The organism is Paludifilum halophilum, from assembly GCF_002245355.1.
In the GTDB taxonomy this organism is placed as follows: domain Bacteria; phylum Bacillota; class Bacilli; order Thermoactinomycetales; family DSM-45169; genus Paludifilum; species Paludifilum halophilum.
The window spans coordinates 14,475-29,223 of the sequence record NZ_NOWF01000003.1 but is presented as its reverse complement, the minus strand read 5'-3'; the positions used below and the strand labels follow the sequence as shown (position 1 = coordinate 29,223).

At 50.3% G+C, this 14,749-nt stretch carries 14 protein-coding genes; 11 read left to right on the top strand and 3 right to left on the bottom strand.

Going from position 1 to position 14,749, the window contains the following annotated elements:
* The first annotated feature begins 13 nt into the window (after positions 1-13).
* The 5 genes from murC (at position 14) to CHM34_RS05295 (ending at position 5,359) form a co-directional block, all read left to right on the top strand.
* Positions 14-1,408, top strand: coding sequence for a UDP-N-acetylmuramate--L-alanine ligase (murC, locus tag CHM34_RS05315; RefSeq protein WP_094263575.1), 1,395 nt, complete (start codon positions 14-16; stop codon positions 1,406-1,408).
* A gap of 372 nt (positions 1,409-1,780) precedes the next feature.
* On the top strand, positions 1,781-3,316 hold the full coding sequence (locus CHM34_RS05310; protein ID WP_094263574.1) for a glycine betaine uptake BCCT transporter: 1,536 nt from the start codon (positions 1,781-1,783) through the stop codon (positions 3,314-3,316).
* 117 nt (positions 3,317-3,433) lie between these two features.
* On the top strand, positions 3,434-3,724 hold the full coding sequence (locus CHM34_RS05305; RefSeq protein ID WP_094263573.1) for a hypothetical protein: 291 nt from the start codon (positions 3,434-3,436) through the stop codon (positions 3,722-3,724).
* 17 nt (positions 3,725-3,741) lie between these two features.
* On the top strand, positions 3,742-4,254 hold the full coding sequence (locus CHM34_RS05300; protein WP_094263572.1) for a GNAT family N-acetyltransferase: 513 nt from the start codon (positions 3,742-3,744) through the stop codon (positions 4,252-4,254).
* 466 nt (positions 4,255-4,720) lie between these two features.
* Entirely contained in the window at positions 4,721-5,359 is a 639-nt protein-coding gene (locus tag CHM34_RS05295; protein WP_240511890.1) for an SCO family protein, read from the top strand.
* Positions 5,360-5,508: 149 nt separating this feature from the next.
* Here CHM34_RS05295 and CHM34_RS05290 read toward each other — a convergent pair whose 3' ends face one another.
* Positions 5,509-5,889 (bottom strand): winged helix-turn-helix transcriptional regulator, encoded by a 381-nt coding sequence (locus CHM34_RS05290; protein ID WP_094263571.1) that lies wholly within the window; start codon positions 5,887-5,889, stop codon positions 5,509-5,511.
* A gap of 143 nt (positions 5,890-6,032) precedes the next feature.
* Here CHM34_RS05290 and CHM34_RS05285 point away from each other — a divergent pair, with 143 nt between their 5' ends.
* Positions 6,033-6,551 carry a DJ-1/PfpI family protein gene (locus CHM34_RS05285; RefSeq protein ID WP_094263570.1) on the top strand — a complete coding sequence of 173 codons (519 nt, stop codon included), beginning with the start codon at positions 6,033-6,035 and terminating at the stop codon, positions 6,549-6,551.
* Positions 6,552-6,674: 123 nt separating this feature from the next.
* Here CHM34_RS05285 and CHM34_RS05280 read toward each other — a convergent pair whose 3' ends face one another.
* Complete coding sequence (locus CHM34_RS05280; protein ID WP_094263569.1) at positions 6,675-7,901, bottom strand: ABC transporter permease; 1,227 nt, start codon at positions 7,899-7,901, stop codon at positions 6,675-6,677.
* Positions 7,898-8,632, bottom strand: coding sequence for an ABC transporter ATP-binding protein (locus CHM34_RS05275; RefSeq protein ID WP_206093751.1), 735 nt, complete (start codon positions 8,630-8,632; stop codon positions 7,898-7,900). The genes CHM34_RS05280 and CHM34_RS05275 overlap by 4 nt, the downstream gene beginning before the upstream one ends.
* Before the next feature lie 141 nt (positions 8,633-8,773).
* Between CHM34_RS05275 and CHM34_RS05270 the strand changes: the two genes are divergently transcribed.
* From CHM34_RS05270 to radC, 5 genes are all read left to right on the top strand, one after another.
* The gene (locus CHM34_RS05270) at positions 8,774-10,675 is read left to right on the top strand and encodes a terpene cyclase/mutase family protein (RefSeq protein WP_094263567.1); all 1,902 of its coding nucleotides are present in this window, start codon (positions 8,774-8,776) and stop codon (positions 10,673-10,675) included.
* A 202-nt stretch (positions 10,676-10,877) separates the two neighbouring features.
* Positions 10,878-11,465, top strand: coding sequence for a prepilin peptidase (locus CHM34_RS05265; RefSeq protein WP_169713600.1), 588 nt, complete (start codon positions 10,878-10,880; stop codon positions 11,463-11,465).
* A gap of 106 nt (positions 11,466-11,571) precedes the next feature.
* Positions 11,572-12,738, top strand: coding sequence for an SPOR domain-containing protein (locus tag CHM34_RS05260; RefSeq protein ID WP_094263565.1), 1,167 nt, complete (start codon positions 11,572-11,574; stop codon positions 12,736-12,738).
* Positions 12,739-13,308: 570 nt separating this feature from the next.
* Entirely contained in the window at positions 13,309-13,926 is a 618-nt protein-coding gene (locus tag CHM34_RS05255; protein ID WP_094263564.1) for a Maf family protein, read from the top strand.
* Between the two features lie 84 nt (positions 13,927-14,010).
* Positions 14,011-14,688: a RadC family protein gene (gene radC, locus CHM34_RS05250; protein ID WP_094263896.1), complete on the top strand. Its 678-nt coding sequence runs from the start codon at positions 14,011-14,013 to the stop codon at positions 14,686-14,688.
* Positions 14,689-14,749: the final 61 nt, after the last annotated feature.

Sequence of the window (14,749 nt, the reverse complement as noted above, 5' to 3'; positions counted from 1 at the left end):
GTGGGTGAGTGGGTTGAATCAACAGGAACATGTGCATTTTATCGGAATCGGCGGGTATGGGATGAGTGCGATTGCCCGCGTACTGCTGGAGATGGGGTACCGAGTGACAGGCTCCGATGTAGCGTCCAACAAACTGACGGAGGGGTTGGCCGACAGAGGGGCCGAGATTCATCGGGGTCACGACTCTTCTCTCGTCCATGGTGCCGATCGGGTGGTTTATTCTTCGAGCATTCCTGAGAGTAATGTGGAGCTGGAAGAAGCGAGACGAGAAGGGATTCCCGTCTTGCATCGCTCACAGATGTTGGCGGTGCTTCTGAACCATAAAAAGGGGATTGCTGTGGCGGGTGCTCACGGAAAGACAACCACGTCCTCGATGATCGCCCAGACGATGGAAGAGAGCGGTGTCGATCCCACCTATGTGATCGGAGGTGAAGTGGTCGGTCTGGGAAGCAATGCCAAGGCCGGACAGAGTGATTACGTGGTGGCGGAGGCGGATGAAAGTGACGGGACGTTTCTGGAATATCATCCCCATATGGCGGTTGTTACCAATATTGAACCCGATCACTTGGAGAATTATGACGGAGAATTTGACAACCTGAAAAAAGCTTACCGACAGTTTTTGCGCCAAGTGAAGGATGATGGAGTCGCTGTACTGGGGTGGGATGATGCCTACCTGCGGGAAATCGCTTCTGAGACTGAAGCTCGGGTAATTACTTATGCCCTGGATCGGAAGGCGGATTACAATGCCGTCAACATCCGACAACAGTTGAACCGGGTTCATTTTGATGTTCAACGGGGAGAGGACATCCTGGGTGAGGTAACGATCTGTGTTCCGGGACGACACAATGTAGCCAACGCTCTGGCCACTCTGATTGTCTGTCTGGAGTCGGGTCTCGACTTTGAGCAGGCGGCCAGGGGATTGTATCGGTTTCAGGGGGCCAAGCGCCGGTTCCAAGTCATCGGCGAGGTGGATGACATTCTTGTCGTGGACGACTATGCCCACCACCCGACGGAGATCCGAACCACCATCAACGGTCTAAAAGCGATGGAACGAAGAATCGTTGCCGTTTTTCAGCCTCAGCGTTACTCCCGAACTCACCTTTTGATGGAGGAATTTAGCCGGTCATTCGGGGAAGTGGATGAACTGGTGATTACCAGTATCTACTCTCCGCCGGGAGAAGCACCGATTGAGGGAGTGACTTCGGAAAGGCTGGCGGAAATGACCCGGGCTAATTGTAATCCTCATACGTACTTTTGCGATACCAAGGAAGATGTGGAGAATTATCTGATCGACCGCATCCAGCCGGGGGATCTGGTAATAACCATGGGAGCCGGAGATATCTGGCGAGTGGCGCACAACTTGGTGTCTGCGCTGGAAAAACGCAAAAAGGTGAATAAAAGTCTCTGAAAAACCATTTTAATTTCCTCGATTCGTCCTTATAAACATCTCATTCCCGAGGAAACAGTGTGAGCGGTTTTGAAACGGCGGCCCATCCTGGCATATACTATAAAGGATTCATACCCTTTTTGCGGGTTGCATTTTTCACGGGATCCATTCAGCCGGCCGTAACAATGAAAAATAGCTCATCCCGTTGCGGATGGGCTTTTTTCTTGGACGAAGGGAGAAACCATTGTATGCTGTTATATTGTCTGGGGAGAAAGGCACAATATCGGTATAAAATGATTATTCGATCCTGATTGTGTTTCTTCCCCAGAAATTAGGGTATACAATAATATGCCTTGAAAAGAAGTGTGATGGAATAGTCAAAGGTGGGTTAATGTGAAAAAAGTATCAAAAACTGTTTTCAGTACATCCGTCTTCATTGCTTTTCTGTTTATTCTGTGGGGGGCCATTTCCCCGGAAAGCGTCGCTGGGGTGACAGGAAATATTCAGGATTTCCTACAGACCAGTTTCGGTTGGTTTTACCTGTTGGCCGCGTCGGCCTTTCTGATCTTCGTGATTTTCCTAGTCTTCTCCCGAGCGGGGAGCGTCCGGCTGGGAAAGGATGAGGAAAGACCGGAGTACAGTTACTTAACTTGGTTTGCCATGCTGTTCAGTGCCGGTATGGGGATTGGGCTGGTGTTTTGGGGAGTAGCAGAACCCCTGTCCCATTTTTCCTCACCTCCGACGGGAGAAGGAGGAACCCGGGAAGCCGCAGCCAACGCGATGAAGTATTCTCTATTCCACTGGGGACTTCATCCCTGGGGGATCTACACCTTAATCGCTTTGGGACTGGCCTACTTTAAATTCCGCAAGGATGCACCGGGTTTGATCAGTGCCACCTTTTATCCCTTGCTCGGGGACAAGGTGAAAGGACCGATCGGTAAGACGATCGACATTCTTGCCGTATTCGCCACTGTCTTCGGCGTGGCGACCTCCCTTGGTCTCGGAGCCGCTCAAATTTCCGGCGGCCTGTCCTTTTTGTCCGACGGGATCGAAAATACTCTGACCACCCAGTTGATCATTATTGCCGTTGTAACAGTCTTGTTTATGATATCGGCTTGGTCCGGCCTCAATAAAGGCATTAAGTATCTTAGCAACATGAATATTATCCTGGCTACTTTACTGATGTTGTTTGTGCTCTTCGCGGGACCGACCCAATTCATGTTGAACTTCTTCACAACAACGATTGGAAACTACCTCCAGGAACTGCCGCACATGAGTCTGCAAGTTTCCCCCTTCAATGATACACAGCAAGCGGAGTGGAAACAGAGCTGGACGATTTTCTACTGGGCTTGGTGGATTGCCTGGGCACCCTTTGTAGGGACCTTCATCGCCCGGGTTTCGCGGGGCCGTACGATCCGGGAATTCGTGATCGGTGTTTTGGCGGTTCCGACCATCTTCAGCGCTCTCTGGTTTGCTGTATTGGGCGGCGGTGGACTGTACGCCGAAATGTTCCAAGGGGCCGGAATTGTGGATCTGATGAACGAACAGGGAACAGAAATTGCTTTGTTCAAACTCTTGGAAGGGTTCCCCTTGGGCTCTGTCATATCTGTGATCGCCATTCTGCTGATCAGCACTTTCTTCATCACTTCCGCTGATTCTGCCACTTTTGTGCTGGGTATGCAGACCACCAACGGCAGCTTGAATCCGTCTCAGAGCGTAAAACTGACCTGGGGGGTTATTCAGGCGGGTGCCGCGGCTGTTCTGCTGGCCTCCGGAGGATTGACAGGGCTACAGACGGCGTCGATTATCGCGGCCTTCCCCTTTATATTCGTTCTAATCGGTATGGGAATCTCCCTTTATAAAGACTTGAGAAAGGAAAGACCCCGTCCCAAGAAAGGTCGAAATGCCAAACCGGCTAAACAGCAGTAATCCACTTTGGAATAACCATGAACCGATGAGATTCTGTCGACAGCCCCGGGCTTCTTCCGGGGCTGTTTTATTGTATAATAGATCAAATAAAACTCCGTCGTAAGGGAAGAATGATGGATGACCATTCGTCAACTGAAGGAAGAGGATCGGGAGCCGGTTTTGCGGTTTCTCCGTAAACAAAGCTCTCTTAATCTGTTCATGATCGGTGATATCATCAACTTTGGCTTTGATCGGGATTTTCAGCAAGTTTGGGGTGACTTCAGCCCGGAAGGCGAATTGCGGGCGGTTCTGCTCCGTTATTTCGGCAATTACATCCCTTATGCCGAAGGAGAATTTGACCGGGACGGATTGGTTCGGGTGATTCTGGAACAGGGGAACTTGGAAACGTTTTTGGGGGTGAACGGGTAACGGAAACGTTCCGCCGGGTGAAAGAGCTTCCCCTCGACTGGTCCGGCTTGCGAACCACTTATTTTACCGAACTTACTCGATCGGAACATCTGGACAGGATGATTCAACCGCTCTCCTATCAAGTGAGACCGATGCGTCTGCAGGATGTCCCTGTCATTATGGAGCTGGCAAATACGATCGACGAATTTCGCGGCAATGCCAAAGCGGAAGAAATGTTGCGCCATTCCCTGGAGAAGGGAGAATCCAGAGGATACTGGATTGAATCCGAAGGACGGGCGGTTTCCATGGTCCGGACTTCAGCGGAAAATCCTTATGCCGCTATGATCGTCGGTGTGGGAACTCATGTTGACTTTCGCCGTCAAGGATTGGCGACGCAACTGATGGCCCGATTGTGCTGTGAGGTATTGTACGAAGGGAAAAAACTGTGCCTCTTTTATGATAATCCCCGGGCGGGGAAGATCTATAAACGGCTGGGTTTCCGGGACATCGGTATGTGGAGCATGGTCAAGGTAAATAAGACACGTGAATAATACTTTTTAAACAAAAGATGTTAAAGTTATAACAAATAATTCTGGCGATGTTATTACTGTCATTCCAAAATGAGAAATGAAAAGGCCTGTATGTATATCGATTACAATGAATATGAAAATGTTAGAGCTATTCGAAAGCGAGCCTGTACCTCTTCATGACAGGCTCATTATTTCCCAAAGGGAGAAGAAAGAGAAAGTGATCTTTTTCTTCAAGCCTAATTATGCCTTGGAATGGGATGATCCAGAGAAGGAGTCATGATTTTTTTATAAGGCCTGTTCTTCATTGAGACTTCGCTCCGATACCGGGCCGATGGGCGGTGCGGATTTTAACGAATTTGTGAAGGTTGCTGGAAGCAGGCAGGGTCCCGGCACAAAATCGATTACACTGAGGAGGAGGGCTTGATTCATCCGAATCGACAGCACCGAATTCGGTGCAGGTTCGGAATCGGAAGGAGTCGGATCATCGATGATGAAAAAGCGTTTAAAAATCCTCGGGTGGACGGCAATGCTGTTTTCCCTCGTTGTGCTGACTGCCTGTGGAACCGATGAACCGGAGAATAACGGCAATGATAGCGGGCAGAAAGAACAGCAAGCATTAAACTGGGAAGTCCCCGATTTTCAATATACGGATCAGGACGGCGAATTATTCGGCCTGTCCGATCTGGACGGCAAGGTTTGGTTAGCGGATACGATCTTTACCCGTTGTCCCGATGTTTGTCCCCCGATGACCGCCAACATGTCCCGTGTACAAAAAACACTGGATCAAGAAGGGTTGGATGTGGAAATCGTTTCCTTTAGCGTCGATCCGGAACATGATCAACCGAAAGTTCTGGAAAAGTTCGGCGAAAAGCATGATGTCGATTTTGACAACTGGCACTTCTTGACGGGATACAGCGATCAAGAAATTCAAAAGTTGGTTAGGGACGGCTTTAAAGGCACTGTACAAAAGCAGGAACGAAAATCCGAGGATGATCCGCTGGTAATCAACCATCCTGTTTCCTTCTTCCTGGTGGATCGGAACGGAACCGTGTACCAACGGTACGACGGAATCAATCCGGATGTGGACCAAATGATGGAAGACGTTAAGAAACTGCAACAGAAATAAAAAAGTTCCCCTATCCGGGGAATGAGACTGCTGACAAAGTGTTCGGGTCAGCAGTCTTTTTATATTAAGATAAAGGACGGGTGGGTCAAACGGTTCGCCGCTTAGACTGACCGGCTGCTGATTAAAGCACAGAGAGATGGTTATTGATTTCACCTTGAAGAATTGATTTCTTGTTTGATTTCTTCTATTCGATTTTTCCCCCATTCATACATCATTTCCACGATGGGTAGTAATGTCATCCCAAGCTCAGTCATGGAGTATTCGACTTTGGGAGGAACTTCCGGAAATACTTCTCTATGGACGATTCCATCTTCGATCAGTTCGCGTAATTGGTTTGTTAATATTTTATGCGATATTTTCGGAAAAAGTCTTTGGAGATCGCTGAAACGATGTGGGCCTTCTACACCTAAATGCCATAGAATAACGATTTTCCATTTTCCGCTTATGATCGATAAGGTGAGCTCTTTTTCGCAATGAAAATCACCATTTAGTATCTTTTCTTTAATTTCTTCTCTTAGTAGATCAGGCATGGTTTCCGATCGGCCTCCTTCTTTTTATGACAGTAACCTTTTAGTAACATCCGCACAAAAAAGTGCATTCTTCACAATATAAATGCCCGTCCGTACAATAGGTTATGTCCGAAACACAAGTCATTAACTTTAAGGAGGATATCATGAGTAAAAAAGCGTTATTTATTATACCACCCGATCGGTTTAATGAGGAGGAATTATTTCTTCCAAAAGAAGAATTGGAAAAGGCGGGAGTTGAAGTAACGATCGCAAGTACCAAGACCGGTGATATCACCGGAGATAATCAAGGGAAAGCGACAGCCGAAGTTGTCTTCTCTGACGTTTCAGCCGATAATTATCATGTGATAACTGTGATTGGCGGATCAGGAACAATCGACTATCTATGGGGAAATGAAGAATTAACGAGCTATTTGAAACAGGCATATGAGAAAAACATTCTTGTAACAGGAATTTGTGCAGGATCTGTTTCGGTAGTAAAAACAGGCTTGCTCTCCGGGCGAAAAGCGACATGTTATCCAGTCGATGTAATGATTCATGAATTAAAAGCTAACAAGGTCGAATATGTTGCCCAAGACGTTGTTGCTCATGATGATATCATTACAAGCAATGGTCCAGATGGTGCCAAAGCATTTGGAAAAAGTCTGGTTCGTGCATTAAGTTAGTTTTTAGGGTTTTATGATGTATCCGGCAAAGGGAGCATAGACACACAAAACCCTGGTTCCTTTGGATAGGAAACCAGGGTTTTTTGATTCGCTCATCACAAAGGAAGATACCCATTCCCCGGTTTATCCGGGGAACTTTTTTTGCTTGACAGGCAGATGGACATAACTGAAAAAGAACGCGATGACCCACCCGGCCCCAAGAAGGGTTAGCAGGAGGGGATAAGAGTGGGATTGCAAGAGGAGTGGCGGAAGAAGAATCAAGGTTCCTTGAACCCCCAACAAGACCGATAAGAGACGGGACAGGTCTGTCTGCTTTTGTTGTTCGGGCAGGGGATACAGCCGAAACCACGGCTGATAGCGATGGATTCGACGGATCCAGGGAAGTTGGATGGCCGTCAGATAAAGACCGCCCGCAAACAATCCCGATGTAAGGAACCAAGGAATCGCCGGCATGAATGTAAGCAAGATGGAGGTAACCAGTGTCAATCGAAACACACTTCCTAAGGGCTCACTGTAGCGAATAAAAGTGCGTAGATAAAGGTATAGGTATGTGTTTTTACTACCGAAGGGAATCCACCGGTAAATAAATCGTAACCATGGGGGGTTTTTTACTTGATTGCCGACGAAAGGTACATCGACAAACTGATTGGCCAATCGATAATAACGGGCTACCGTCCGTTGTTCTTCCGCGAGCAACCTTTCCCAAGCAATGATATGGGATGGATGTGTTCGTTTCCAGTAGAAAAAAAGGACCAAAGCGAGCCATACGATAGCGATTATCAGAGGGATTCCAAAGAAGCCTCCGTAAAAAAGCCATACCGTTGCCAACAGGTTGGTCACGCCCCGAAGGAAGAGGGCCAGCCCGGGATGGGAGCCGGATTGAATCTCCAGCCAACGGATTTGAACGTTCCACAGCTTCAGAGCGACTACGGTGATCAGAGAGAGAGCAAAGGCACTCATACCGCCGATTCGGTCGATATACAAGGGGAACAAAAAAGCCATCCACAAAGTGGTTTTAAAGACTTGCACGAAGGCGCTGTAGACCAGGCTGTAACGGAAATAAGTGATCAGGATGGATTGAGCCGGCAGCAAAAATACCGGGTCCGGTTCTTTGAGGTAGGTGCGGATGCCTGTTTGGGTAAGAGTCCAGGAAATGATCAGCGCCATGAACAGGTAAGCGGGGAAATCAGCGGGCAACCATCCCAAAAAGGCTTTGTACCCAAAGTAAACTAACAGGATCAGAAACAAGGGAATGAGATGAAGCCCCCTGGCGATTAAAACACAGTAGCGGATTCCCTTGTTCCAGGCTTGTTTCAGCCGTTGAATGAACAAATCTTCATGGGTGTTCATGGTCGATCTTCCTTTGTTGCATGGATAAAGAGATCGTCCAGGGAAGCATGCTTTAACCCGGCCTGTTCTCTTATTTCCGCCAGAGTTCCTTTTAAAGAGATTCGTCCGTCTCTTAATAATACAAAGCGGTCCCCATACTTTTCGGCGGTGGCCAAGACATGAGTGGACAGAAGGATGCCCGCCCCCTCTTTTTTCAATTCGGTCATCTGCTCCAGCAGGGAGTGGATCGCCAAGGGATCGAGCCCGATAAAAGGTTCATCCACGATCAACAGGGAGGGACGAATGAGAAAAGCGCATAAGATCATCACTTTTTGGCGCATCCCTTTGGAAAATGTACTGGGGTACCAATCCAATCTCTTTTTCATCTGAAACAAATCCAGGAGATGGTTTTGCCGGCTTTGCAGGGTTTGGCGGTCAACCCCGTACGCCATCGCTGTCAACTCGAGGTGCTCACGTAGAGTGAGTTCCGGATATAGGTACGGGGTTTCCGGTATGTAGGAAACTTGCCTGCGAAACTGGACCGGATCCTCATCCAGGGAAATGCCGTTAAACCGGATTTGGCCGGACCGGGGCCGCAGAAAACCCAGGATCTGCTTGATCGTCGTACTTTTGCCGGCGCCGTTGAGGCCGATCAGTCCCACGATTTCCCCGGGTTGAACCGTAAAATCAATATCGAAGATGACGGAGGATTGCGCGGAATATCCTCCGGTTAACTGCTTGATTTCCAGCAACAACCGACCCTCGCTTTCTCAACTGAATTCATCCGTCCTTGTCATCTTATCCCAGACCCCGACCCGTGTCCAGTTCCAAAAGCAGCTTCCAGTCGAATACTCCGGTTACGGATTCCATATGGTGAATCAGGGGGGAGTACGATGATGGAAGAGGTAGAGGCGGAGATCCGGAGAATTCTTTGTTTTCTGCAAAACAACCAACAACCCGACGGTCGGTGGTCATTTTGTTTTGAATCCGGTCCGATGACGGATGCTTATATGGTTTTGTTGTATCAACTTCTGGGTGACGATTCCGCTGAAGGGAAAAAGGGGATGATTGAGCGCCTGATTGCCACTGGTGATGAGGGAGTGTGGAAACTTTATCCCGATGAACCGAATGGCAATGTATCGGCGACGGTGGAAGCCGTCACAGCCTTAGTGGGGACGGGAGCGATGGATCGGAATCATCCGGTTGCACAGAGGGCGAGAGAGTTTGTCCAATCGCGGGGAGGCGTGCGGCGAGCCGGTTCTCTGACAAGGGTCATGCTCACTTTCATGGGTTTATACGACTGGTCCCAACATCCGAAAGTCCCGGTGGAGTTTCTGTTGTTGCCTTGGTGGTTTCCAGTCAGCTTTTTTGATTTGGTCGGTTTTACCCGAGTTCATGTCGCTCCGATTTTGCTGGCGTCCCACCGCCGTTTTTCCGCATCCGTGCCGGGAATATCCGACCGCTTGGCAGGCTGGTGGCCGGCCGGATCCGAGGAAGCTTCCGCCTCGGCAGAGGCTCATGCCCTGGATCGAGAAGTAAAAGCGGCCCTCTCTGCACAGCTCTTCTCCGGCAATATCTTGCAAACGCTGGCTCTAAGAAAAGGGGAGCGGTTTATCCTGGATCGTATTGAACCGGACGGAACGTTATACAGCTACTTTAGCTCGACCTGGTTGATGATCTTCGGATGGATGGCCTTGGGTTATTCGAAAAATCACCCGGTGATCGCCCATGCGGTGAGAGGGCTGAAAACATTTTTGTTTCCGGTAAAAGAAGGGTTTCACCTGCAGGAAACCACCTCGGCAGTCTGGGATACGTCGCTCATCCTGGACGCTTTGCAACAGGCCGGGATCCCTCCCAGTTCCCCGGTGGTTCAAAGGGGTGTGAATTATCTTCTACGCCGTCAACACACCCGTCTGGGGGATTGGTCCCTGCGAAATCCGGGAGTGCTTCCCGGGGGTTGGGGATTTTCCGATATCAACACGATCAACCCGGATGTGGATGACACCGCCGCCTGTCTGAAAGCGATCGCAGGAACCGTCCGGCTCGCTCCCTCTTTGTATGGAGGACATTGGTGGAGGGGAGTCCATTGGTTACTGTCCATGCAAAACCGGGACGGGGGGTGGTCCGCTTTTGAAAAAAATACGGATAAATCCTGGCCCGCTCGGCTTCTTCCATACCAGGATGCCCGTACGGTTTGGACGGATCCGTCTACCTGCGACTTGACCGGGCGCACGTTAACATTTATCGGTCGTGAATTAAAGTGGAACCGCGATCATCCCGCAGTCCAACGGGCGGTCCATTTTTTAGTGAAAAATCAGGAGTCGGACGGTTCCTGGTTCGGGCGTTGGGGGATCGCGTACTTGTACGGAACGTGGGCGGTTGTAACAGGGATGGCGGCGGTCGGGTACGATCGTTCTCATCCGGTTATCGCCAAAGGGGTTCACTGGCTTTTATCTGTTCAAAACCGGGACGGGGGTTGGGGAGAATCCTGCCGCAGCGATGAGGTGAGAAGATATGTTCCCTTGGGATATAGTACCCCCTCCCAGACCGCCTGGGCTTTGGACGCGTTGATTACAGTCTATGAAAAGCCGATTCCGGAAATCCGGGCCGGTGTGCGATGTTTATTGGATATGATGCGGAAAAAATCGGGTTGGATGATCACTTATCCTACCGGGGCGGGTTTGTCGGGGCAATTTTATATCCGGTACCACAGCTATCACTATATATGGCCTCTCACTGCCCTGTCCCGTTATCGGAACAAATACGGAGTTGTTTCAGAACCGGCCGATCCGTAAACTCCATGGCCATTTACCAATCGGCCCTTGGGTTGCTGAATCACCACATCAACCATCACCCTCTCAGCCCTTTTTTTGTATATAATGGATGTGTGCCGGAAATGATTTTCAGCATTTGAGGTGAATCGATCAAAGGATGGCTGTTTGGACAGGGATAGCAGTAGGTTTGATGGGCTGGCTGGTGGCGGGGGGACTTCCGAGATTGGCGCGTTTTACAGTTTCTCAGTTGGTAGAGAATCCCGTTTTTCCCCGTTTCAACTCGGTTTTTTTCCAGGGGGCGGTTGCCGCCGCTTTCCTGTTGGTATTCGGGCTGGAAGAGAGCGGAACGGATCGAGTGATCGGTTGGTTTTTTATTCTCTTTTTGGCGACGGCTGTACTGACGGATCTTGCATACGGGCTGATTCCCGACCGGTTGACCATTCCCGGAGGCTTCTTTTTTTTAGCAGTTCGGCTCCTTTTCGGAGAAACAACCCTGCTTTCCTATCCGGCTGGATGGTTGATCGGTGGCGCTGTGTTGTGGACGGTGGCTCGATTGAGCCGCGGAGGTATGGGTGGGGGCGATGTCAAATTGGCGGCCGCTTCAGGGGGATGTCTGGGTTGGCCGGATATTGCGGCGGGTTTGGTTGTTTCTGTTTTTGCAGGAGGCTTGTTCGCTGTATTTCTGTGGGTATCGGGAGCAGTGGGCCGAAGGACCGCTCTGCCCTTCGGCCCCTTTCTAGCTGTCGGATTTTTGACGGCATGGGCATGGGCAGAGGAATTGATCCGATGGTATCTCTCTTTTTTTCCATAAACTCTCTATCTATCAGATTTCTTTTTTCGTCTTCCGATCGCAGGTTCTAGCCGATTCTATCAAAACATAACATGGTAGTAACCGTGAGAGAAGGAGACGATAAACCATGGAAAAACCCCGAATCACCCTCCGGACGAGGAACAGACAGACGGATAAAACAACCGCAACGGTTCAGATCCAGTCTCGATCCGGTACCCGTCCTTTTTCCGGTACCGCGTCGTCGAAGTTTCGGGAGGAGGAGCGGACACCCGGTCCGGGTGCCATCACCGCCGGTAGTCCGAAACCCCTTGCTGATGACGCAGGAAAGGGCGAAAAGGGGACGGGCCGGATGGCTCGTCCCCGGGTGGTGCGGGAGGAAGAGGACGGAATCGAATGGGGGAGTCCCTATTCCCGAAAAAGCCGTCATCCGAATGGACAAAAAGGGGTTTGGCCCATGGTCGTTTCCGTGGGTGGGGCGGTTCTGTTGGGGACCTTGATGGGAATCCTCATTCTTTCCTTATTCTTTTCCGGTGATGCGGAAATTTCGTCGCGGGCGATCGATTCCCATTTAAAAACGGTTCCTGATCCGACGGGAGAGGTTGAAAAGGGGAAAGCTGAATCCGGAGGGGAATCTTCAAAGGAGAAGCCCGCAGGTACTGAGCAGGAGAGCTTAAAGCTCCCGACATTAAAGTCGGTTTTCGTTCAAAGCGGGATTTATAAGGAGAAATCCGGAGCTGACCGGATGCAAAAAAAACACCGAACTCAGGGACTGGCGGCCGTGATGACGGACCAGGCGCCTTACCGTATTTATCAAGGGATTGGTCTTCAGCGGGATGATGCCCTTAAACTATCTTCCCTTTTAAAAGAAAAAGAGGTAGACATTCACCTGAATGAAACGGAAACCGGGGCTGATCCTCTTCCGGTTTCCGAGGAGGATGCCGAAAAGTGGGGAAAACCCCTTTCCTCTTTTTTGAAAAAGGGTAATGAGATTTTTGCGAATTTAACAAAAGAGACTGTTCGCTTTTTGGGATCTTCCGATCCTTCATGGAATCCGGATCGGGAGAAAATTCGTTCCTCTTACAAAGCCTTTCAGGAAACCGGGAATCGGTTGAATCGGGAGATCCCCGAGGGGGCCCGCCCGGAGTTCAATCAAATGAGGCAAGCCATCGATCAGGTGATGCAGGGAGGGGGGGATTTCTCCGCCTCTCCGAATACGGCGGTTGTTTGGCAGATACAGGAAGGTCTGATCCGTTACGCTCTCGCCTATGAAAAATTTGTGGAAGCTTTGCGCTAGAAGTTGATTGTTCCTTGTTCCTCTGAATTGATTTTGCTAAACTGAATCTATATCCACTGTTTATAGAATGTGAGCGGGAAACCCCGTCTTTTAGGGTTGGAATGAAAGCAAGTGCACCGCGGGCACTTTCTTCGGTCGTCGGACGAGGGAAGACAAGCCTTCTCTGTCCGGCAAGGTTTTGTTAGCTTTAAAGCGAGAGCGAAAGCTCGTTCTACAGACCGGGTCCCGTTTTTGGCCCCGGTAGTATCAGACAGCAGCCGGATCAGCCCGGTGTATATTGTTGGCTCGGGCGGAGCCGTCGGCGAGGGATCTAGATTGTCAGCCCCGATGAGCCGAGAAGCCCACGGTGCCCGAAGGAAATACCTTGGGAGAACGTTAGCCGTGTGGTAAGTCACTCACGATCCTGTGACCGCGTGAGAGGCGCTTAGTTCCGGAAGAAGAGTCCGGGGTGGCCAACAGGATCTATTTTCTTTCCTTTTTTACAAGATTTGAATTTTATTCCCGACTGAGCATAAAATAAGCAATCGATTAACAAAATTTACCGCAGACGGATAAGGAGGTCGGGACCCCATGCAGCCGGAACTCGTACTCGCTTCCGGGTCTCCTCGGCGTCGGGAACTCCTGCGCACGTTAGGCGTTCCCTTTTCTGTGTACCCGAGCTCAGTAACCGAAGAAGTCCCCGGAGATCCCTTCCCCGGCGAACTGGTGGAAATCCTCGCCGCAAAGAAAGCGTTGGCAGTGGCCCATACCCAGGATCATGCGCTGGTCATCGGGTCGGATACGGTCGTCGCCCTGAACGGAGAAATACTGGGGAAACCGAAGGATGCTGATGATGCAGTCGGCATCTTGCAGCGCTTACAGGGGCAAGCTCATCAAGTATATACGGGGATTGCGTTGGTGGAAGTGGACGGAGGGAAAGTTTCCCGCCGCCTGATTGGCCATCGGGTGACGGAAGTGATGGTTCGCAGTATGAACCGCGAGGAGATCGAGTGGTACGTAGCGACCGGCGAACCGATGGACAAGGCTGGAGCCTACGGGCTTCAGGGGATCGGCTCCATGTGGGTGGATTGGATTGACGGATGTTATACCAATGTAGTGGGTATGTCCCTTCCTTTGCTTTATGACATGTTGAACGAATTGGATTATTCCGTATTACATTCATTTTCCTCTCCGGAGAATAAGGCTTAACCTCTTTGCGTTCCACATCCATGTCCTCCTTATTGACCGGTGAGTCGGGAGGTTGGAGCGTTGACGCGTGACCGGGATCAGTTGATGATTCGGGATGTACCGAAGGAAGAACGTCCTCGGGAGCGGATGACCCAACGTGGGGCATCCCACTTATCCAACGGGGAATTGATTGCGATTTTACTGCGGACCGGGACCTCTTCCGAATCGGTCGTCACTTTAGCTAATCGGGTGCTGTCTCAAACCGGAGGTCTCAAAGGTCTCGCTGACATGAATTTGTCCGAAATGGTGCAAATCCGAGGGATCGGTCCGGCCAAGGCGATTCAGGTGTTGGCGGGAATTGAGCTGGGACGCCGCATATCCCGGGCGATCCCCGATGAACGGGCCGCGATTCGCTCGCCCCGGGATGCGGCTGATTACGTCATGGATGAGTTGCGCTATCTGTCCCAGGAACACTTTATCTGCCTGTTTTTGAACACGAAAAACCGGGTAATCGATAAGCGGTGCATTTTTGTGGGCAGTCTGAACGCTTCGGTGGTCCACCCGAGGGAGGTTTTTCGGGAAGCGATCCGGCGAAGTTCCGCCGGTGTGGTTTGTGTCCATAATCACCCCAGCGGGGATCCGACACCCAGCCGGGAAGACATCCATGTCACCCAGCGCCTGTTTGAAGCGGGTCAGATCGTTGGAGTGGATCTGTTGGATCATATCATCATCGGAGATCAACGTTTCTACAGCATGAAAGAAAAAGGGATTCTTCCCTCATAAGCGAACGATAACGAGAAACAACTTGTTGAAGCTGATTGACACAACATATTTAAGCAGAAGG